The organism is Palleniella muris, from assembly GCF_004792655.1.
GTDB classification, from domain to species: domain Bacteria; phylum Bacteroidota; class Bacteroidia; order Bacteroidales; family Bacteroidaceae; genus Prevotella; species Prevotella muris_A.
The window spans coordinates 1-6,819 of sequence record NZ_SRZC01000041.1; the positions used below are offsets into that span (position 1 = coordinate 1).

Consider the following 6,819-nt stretch of genomic DNA (forward strand, 5'->3'; position numbering starts at 1 on the left):
CGGTTGTAGGATACGGCGGAAGGGAAATCCTTGGCAAGATGCCCCTTGATGAAGAGCATGTAGTAGTGCTTGAAATTGGCGAATGTTCCGAAATGGCAGCATACAAGGATTGTCATTATCTCGCTCTCAGACATCATGCATTCACGCTTCCTGCGCTTGCGCCCGTCCATGTCAGAAAGGCGCAAATACATGTTTTTTTCAAGTTCTGCGTGCAATTTCTTGGAAAACTCGTCGATAATACAGAAAATTTCAGTAACTTTGCAGGTGGTAATCATCGCTTATGTTTTTAGTATGTTATTGATTTTCATTTACAAATATACAAAATATTTGCGAGATTACCAACTTTTTCGGGGACTTTCTTATCCCGAACTCGCGTAATAGTTATATAAGTCAGGAGCTACATCTTTTGCACTATCGTCGCACACACGAGGTCAGTTTGTCTGCCCCAACGAACTATCCAGTCTTTAGATGTGAAAGCATGGGGACATATCGTCCGCTATAAGTTTTAATCCCAACAATAATTCTGCCTTAATCCATGCTGTATAGAACCTGATAATGAAACAAATTTAGTAAAATTCTTTTAATTATGCAAATGTACGACAGTAATAAAAACAAAAGGTAATACCTCGTCTTGCAAAAGGTGACACATAACGTGGTCAAAACAAACCTTTTACACGGTCAAGTGTTACCTTTTGTTTCATACCCCAAAACATGGATTCGTAAAATTCCGGCTAAATTGTAAAATGGTAGAATGAAATTCTTGTAACCATGTGATTTACATTGCATTATAAACCTGAAGACTTTTGAGCGCAATTTTAACTTTCAATTAACGCTTATTTGTAAAAAAGTAGGATTGTTTTTGTGCATTTCGCTGATTATTAGTAATTTTGCAGCATTTAAGACAGTACAGAATGTATCAAAAAAATGCGTATTTTGCAATTCTTCCAATGTTGTGAAGAATGGGCATAAAGGCGGAAAACAGCTCTATAAATGCAAAAAGTGCAGCCGCCAGTTCGTTGGCGGTTTCCGCCTGGATTCCATGAAGATAGAGCGTGACTATGTTGATGGCAAACAGACATTGAAGCAATTGTCATTGAAATATGGAGTCTGCGTGAAAACGATATGGAACACCCTTGCCTCAATGCGTCACAAACGGGTGGTTTCAAAGCACAAGGATGGTGTTGTTGAGATGGACGCACCTTACTGAGGCAGACGGTTTGGCATTGTCATTCTGAAGGATGCGTACCGCAACAAGGTGCTTTGGTACAAGTTCATCAGGCGGCATGAACATGTGGATGACTATGTCGAAGGCATGAATTGGCTGAAAGGGCATGGCTTTCATGTTTGGGCTGTCGTCTGTGACGGCATGAGGAGGGCTGTTCGGTGCCTTGCATCCGATTCCGGTCCAGATGTGCCAGTTCCACATGGCCGCCATTGTCAGGCGACACTTGACAAGCAGGCCTGACACAGAAGCCTCCGGACAGTTGCTCTCGCTTGCCAGGACGCTTTCCAGCAAGAGCCGGGATGCATTCATGTCCGAACTTGAAGAATGGTATGCGGACTATGAAGATGTCCTCAAGGAGAAGCATGCCGGCAAGGACGGGAACAAACATTATGTGAGGCCTCGTCTGCGGGCGGCATATTTCTCCCTGAAGCGGTTTGCGCCTTGGCTATGGACATACGAGAAGTATAGCGACATGTCAATCCCCAACACCAATGCCGGGATAGAAAGCCTGAATTCACGGCTGAAGACAACGATGCGTGTGCATAGCGGCATCACTGCGGACAGGAGAAAGAAGCTTCTGGAAAACTTCATAGCAACACATTATTGAAATCCACGCTTGCTTAGAGCCGAAACAGCCAACAAGAATATGCTATGCCGTAAGTTAGGCATAGCATATTCTTGTGGAGCTGTATGGGGGATTGGTATATACACACAGGTGGGCCATTTCTGTTTGTTTGTAAGTTTAAGCCGGAATGAAAAAATGATGGAGGAAGACATCCTACCATTTTACAAATAGAAAATCATTTGCACTTTTCATCCTACCATTTTACAATTTAGCCAAAATTCCTTATCTACTTGTAAAACAGCAGTATAAGCAAAGACCACTCTAAAGCTACGGCAAACCCGAATGCCAATAACTTTAGAGTGGTCTTTATTATAAAAGGTTGGCTACAATCCTATGGTTACTTCTTCATTACTTTCTTTACTGTGCCGTCAGAATAGCGGATTATGTTTATCCCCTGACACGGTTCTGTCAGGCGCTTGCCCTGAAGATTATAGATTGCCACCACAGTCGGAGCCTCATCGGAAGCATCGACATTATCGATAGCTGTTGCCGTAGGAGTAGTGAACGACTGCTCCTCACCATACACTGTGCCCGAAGCGGTCTCCACGAATGTGCGGTAGTAATAGGTTGTTGACGGCTGAAGGTCAGAAAGTGTATAGGAGATACGCTGACCATTGACCACAACCTCCTTCGCATTGCTGCCCGCAGCACGGCTGCCGTCCTTCGCTCCTGCACCCCATGAGCTCCAGTACTGGAAGCCCTGACGCGCAATCTCGTCACTGCCACGCAGAGCATAGCCCTTCAGCACGGCACTTGTCTCACTGAGGATTTCAGGTGAATAGGTACGCACTGTAGGATCAAAGAACACACTCGCATCACACGTGAAGAATGTTATCCACTCTCCGTAATAGGTCTTACCACTGTTCGAGGTGTAATAAGGGCGGTAGTTGTATAAGCCTCCGGATTGAGTCCGCTCAACGCTCCTGTCAGTTTGCCGTCAATGACAGCACATTTCACCTTGCTTGACGGCAGCGTTGACGGTGCATAGTAACGACGCCACTCAAAACCTACATTGACCTCCTCGTCACTCACGTTAGTCTCGGCACACAGCAATGCCGTCTTCGTGTTCATTGCTTGGGCTGGCAAGGTCGCCATTGTCAGAGGTTTGGTTTTAAACTTAAATGTCTCCTCCTTTTCCCATTTAGAACCATTCCCGTATGTACCATCAACATGATATGTGTAGGAATAAGAAGTGCTCGGCTCCAAACCGGTAAGTAATAATCCCCCTGACTTATCCTTAAATTCTTTCCAATATTTTTTTGTTACAACAGCATCACCATTACCAATAACAGGAGAGATATAAATATGCTATGCAGAAAAGTATGTATCAGCAGTTATTGTTACAGGAAGTGTCCTAAAAGACGCATACACTATTCTTAACATAAAACCATTTACTTCAATATAGTTGGCGTTTTTATATCTCGTTTAGTATCAGTTATTTGTGATTATAACGGTAGAAAAGTAGCGAGGAATGAGTGAGGAACTATGGGGGCGAGTGAAAATTTAACGTTTTTAACTTATTTTTGAGAGAAAATGGCAAATTGAAGTTACAAATACCTCAAATTGCCACTTTGCAGTCACTACTTTTGAATCTGTTCTTGTGCAACTGTAATTGCGCCATGACTGAGTTCGTCTTCGTCACCTATCGCATCAAGAACTTTGTCAGCCAACCACAACGTCAGCATTTCTTTTTCGTCCTGATGGAAGTATTCCGCAAGCTTGATTACCTGTTCGCGCTTTGCTCGCCTATCACCTCGTTCAATCTTGCTGAACATAGGTGTGTCAATCTCTAATAGTGCCGCCAACTGTCGTTGCAACACTCCTTGCTCGTCTCTGAGTTCTCTAATCTTATTTCCGAATAACATACTGTTATGTTTAAGTTTCAATATAATACTGATTTGCTACTCCGTCATAAGTTTCGTCGAATTTCGACGGAAATCGTTGAATTTCGACGGAAAACTTGGTTGTTTTCGTCGAATTTCGACGGAAATTCACTTTATGAACCAATTTCGTCCATCTGTTTTGATTAGTCCATCTACTCTCATTGCTTTAAGCAAATCACCTAATGCACGGAGTCTTTGTTCCTCTGTCTTATTTGATGGTAGAACATCTTTCAGATATTCATAGATACCATCACGTTTAGAGCCTTCTTCGCCTGCATTTTTGAGGTACTGAAGAATCATCTGCATTAACTTCTGCTTTTCCACACCCTTACTCTTTGTGTATGCTGGAACTTGCTTAGTCTTACGCGCGACATCAAGCGATATGTAATATCGGTCGTCCTGTACTTCTATTAATCCGCGCGAAAGAAGATTTTGAGCATCAGTTTCGTTTATTGCGTGTCCCTTTTGTACAGCATCCAGCAACAGGCAGTCTTCAAAGGACAGTTCCTTATTCTCCTTCAGTAGTTTGGTATATTTCTCATTGATGGCATTTCCGTACAGACGTACCGCCACTTCCTTCTTGGCAGCATCTATCTCATAATCCGGCATAGGGAATCTGCGCTCCCATTGCTGATTGAATATCTTGCGAATACCTCGACCTACGATGTCAATCATATTGAAGTTGACCATGGCTTGGCAAAGACATTCATTGCGATAGTGTCGCTGAGGTCCATGTGTTGCAAGAGCCTTCTGCACAGTACCGGGAATAAAGCTGCCTCCGTTGGCATAATACAGGAATCCAGGATTCTCCACGAGGTTGATTCTCTCCTGAAGGGTATAATCCTGATGGGCTATGCAATTGTGTAATATCTCGCGCATTGAGTATTCATCGTACTGCTGCATCACCTCTGGGAACAGTGTGCCGCCTGGCATCTCACGCATCGTCAGGTTGCGAACCTTTGCCAGAATCTGATCAACAGTCAAGATGAATGGAGCGGTGAAGTGCTCATAATCCACCACCTCCTGCTTCTCATCACGAAGCGACCATGTAACACGCACAACAGCAGGACGCAGTTTGAATACAGACACAGGCTTGCCCAACAGGATGATTGCGGCACGAGTTATTCCACCGTCAATCATCACACCGGCGTTGCTAAGGAACTCCGACACTGACCATGCGTTCACTTCCTCTGCTGGGATGCGACTATGTACCTTTTTGAACATCACACGTGCCTTGGCAATTGCCACCTCGTCAAGATCATCAATCGTAGCATTCGGCACAATCTCTGCCGACCAGTCACTACCTGTAAACAAAGGTTCATCAAGAATGGCATTCAATCGTTCTGGTGTCAATTCTATAAGAGAATCCTCAATTCGCTGCCATGCTTTGTCATGAGCATACACAGGACGCTTCGGCAGATGCTTCGGAATACGAATCACCCACACTTTTTTCTGGGTATCAGAAGTGATGTACTCTATGATGTCCAATTCTTCACTTGAAAGGTTTGCACACCTGTCGGTGACTCGAAGAATTGCCTTCTGTCGATCATAGTTGTATGTATCCGTGCCAACAATCTCCAACGTCTTGTCGTGCACACCTATCACGAGGAACCCACCTTCCATGTTGGCAATAGCCGACACGTAGGAGATTACATCGTCCTTCTCGTCCCCGCAGAACGAGTTCTTCAGATTCTTAAATTCCTTCCACTCACATCGAGCATTCTCTTGTGGGTACTCACGGAGCAGGTATTGTTGTAATTCGAGTTCGGTCATGATTCTAAGTATTTGATATTTACCAAGCAATTACTTGTTTTCTGTTTTTAGAAAAGTGATTTGCCAGCAGTAATATTTCCATCCTTGTATCTAGTCAAAAAGACAAATAATCGTTCTATATTCGTTTTACCAATGATTCTTTTACCTTTAACTATGTAATGACATAGATTATTGATACTTTTGGTTTTAGGATCATTCACAGCATCTTGTATCTTAACCCAATATCGCGCTTTTATTCCTGACAAATCCTCCAATTCCGAGGTGCTATATTCATTTTTCTGTACCATATCTTCTAATGTTTTGAAAAGAGAACAAGGAACATCTGGATCGAAATCATACACTTCAATATCAATATCCTCTAATGTAGAAAGATACTTTCTTGTAAGAAATTTGATTGTTTCAAGTGGTATTCCTCCATTCATTGCACCCATCCATGGAAATGCAATGGATGTTATACCTAATTTTTTGTAGTTGTCTACAAACTTCTGGAGAGTCTCTTCAATCCATTCAACTTTAGACGGATCTTTCCAATCATCTTTAATTGCAAAATTCAATATGATAGGACATGATTTCTTATATGGGAGTATTTGTCCAGGTTTAAGGAGATGCTGAAAACAAATTTTTTGATATTCTTTAAACATCTCAGGAAATCTTAATTTGAAATCTAAGGCGATTCCCTTGCCCATGGCACCAACACAGTTGACAGTATTTACAACTGCCATTGCTTTTGTGTTAAAAATGTTACCAGATAATTCTTTGTAAGCCATATATTATAATGAAGTTATATTAATACAACAAATAAGTTTTCCCAATCCATATTGTTTTATGTATTCCATTACCAATGCATCAATTTGGTTCGATTCAGAATATTCTTCTGTTTGGACTTTTGTGCTTTTGTTGAAATACTCATAATCGATTTTGTCAGGAAAATACTTTATTAACAATTGTTTTACAATTGGGGATGGATTAATTGACAATCCCCAATAACCGAAATGCCTATCCCATGTCCAACGGTCATAATATTTAAGAAGTAATTCTTTTGACCATGGTAAAGAGGGGTTGCTTGAGAGCTCTCCCCAAAACCATCTATCTGCGAATTTATCGATTAAATGTTCATCCCATGGAAGTCTTGTGTTTAACGACAATCCAATGTTTCCACAAAACTCTTTACTTTCCCAAGCCCAATCATCCTTGAATTCTTCTAATAATTCAACGGTCCAATGTATAGAAGGATTGTCTGTAATATAGTCCCATTCTATACGCGAGTTCGGGATAAGAAAGTCCCCGAAAAAGTTGGTAATCTCGCAAATATT

Annotated in this window: 8 protein-coding genes and 2 pseudogenes; 2 read left to right on the top strand and 8 right to left on the bottom strand. The window is 42.0% G+C overall.

The window, feature by feature from the left end; translation table 11 throughout:
- A pseudogene (locus E5358_RS14720) lies at positions 1 to 275 on the bottom strand (IS982 family transposase); the annotation flags it as partial.
- Between the two features lie 584 nt (positions 276 to 859).
- Here E5358_RS14720 and E5358_RS14725 point away from each other — a divergent pair.
- On the top strand, positions 860 to 1,207 hold the full coding sequence (locus E5358_RS14725; RefSeq protein WP_422121091.1) for an IS1/IS1595 family N-terminal zinc-binding domain-containing protein: 348 nt from the start codon (positions 860 to 862) through the stop codon (positions 1,205 to 1,207).
- Here the strand turns inward: E5358_RS14725 and E5358_RS14730 are convergent.
- Complete coding sequence (locus E5358_RS14730; RefSeq protein WP_168354700.1) at positions 1,163 to 1,534, bottom strand: hypothetical protein; 372 nt, start codon at positions 1,532 to 1,534, stop codon at positions 1,163 to 1,165. The two genes, E5358_RS14725 and E5358_RS14730, sit on opposite strands and share 45 nt — an antisense overlap.
- On the opposite strand from E5358_RS14730, the gene E5358_RS14735 reads away from it, so the two are divergent.
- A complete protein-coding gene (locus E5358_RS14735; protein ID WP_422121090.1) occupies positions 1,425 to 1,832 on the top strand; it encodes a hypothetical protein in 408 nt (135 codons plus the stop codon). The two genes, E5358_RS14730 and E5358_RS14735, sit on opposite strands and share 110 nt — an antisense overlap.
- Before the next feature lie 355 nt (positions 1,833 to 2,187).
- Here the strand turns inward: E5358_RS14735 and E5358_RS14740 are convergent, their stop codons facing one another.
- From E5358_RS14740 to E5358_RS15175, 6 genes and pseudogenes are all read right to left on the bottom strand, one after another.
- The gene (locus E5358_RS14740) at positions 2,188 to 2,640 is read right to left on the bottom strand and encodes an NDNF family FN3 domain-containing protein (protein WP_135940919.1); all 453 of its coding nucleotides are present in this window, start codon (positions 2,638 to 2,640) and stop codon (positions 2,188 to 2,190) included.
- A 41-nt stretch (positions 2,641 to 2,681) separates the two neighbouring features.
- Positions 2,682 to 2,945, bottom strand: a complete 264-nt coding sequence (locus E5358_RS14745; protein WP_277821331.1) for a hypothetical protein — start codon at positions 2,943 to 2,945, stop codon at positions 2,682 to 2,684.
- 485 nt (positions 2,946 to 3,430) lie between these two features.
- Positions 3,431 to 3,715 (bottom strand): helix-turn-helix domain-containing protein, encoded by a 285-nt coding sequence (locus tag E5358_RS14750; protein ID WP_135940921.1) that lies wholly within the window; start codon positions 3,713 to 3,715, stop codon positions 3,431 to 3,433.
- Between the two features lie 126 nt (positions 3,716 to 3,841).
- Positions 3,842 to 5,506: an RNA-binding domain-containing protein gene (locus E5358_RS14755; protein ID WP_135940922.1), complete on the bottom strand. Its 1,665-nt coding sequence runs from the start codon at positions 5,504 to 5,506 to the stop codon at positions 3,842 to 3,844.
- 47 nt (positions 5,507 to 5,553) lie between these two features.
- Positions 5,554 to 6,273 (bottom strand): macro domain-containing protein, encoded by a 720-nt coding sequence (locus E5358_RS14760; RefSeq protein WP_135940923.1) that lies wholly within the window; start codon positions 6,271 to 6,273, stop codon positions 5,554 to 5,556.
- Positions 6,274 to 6,276: 3 nt separating this feature from the next.
- A pseudogene (locus E5358_RS15175) lies at positions 6,277 to 6,819 on the bottom strand (hypothetical protein); the annotation flags it as partial.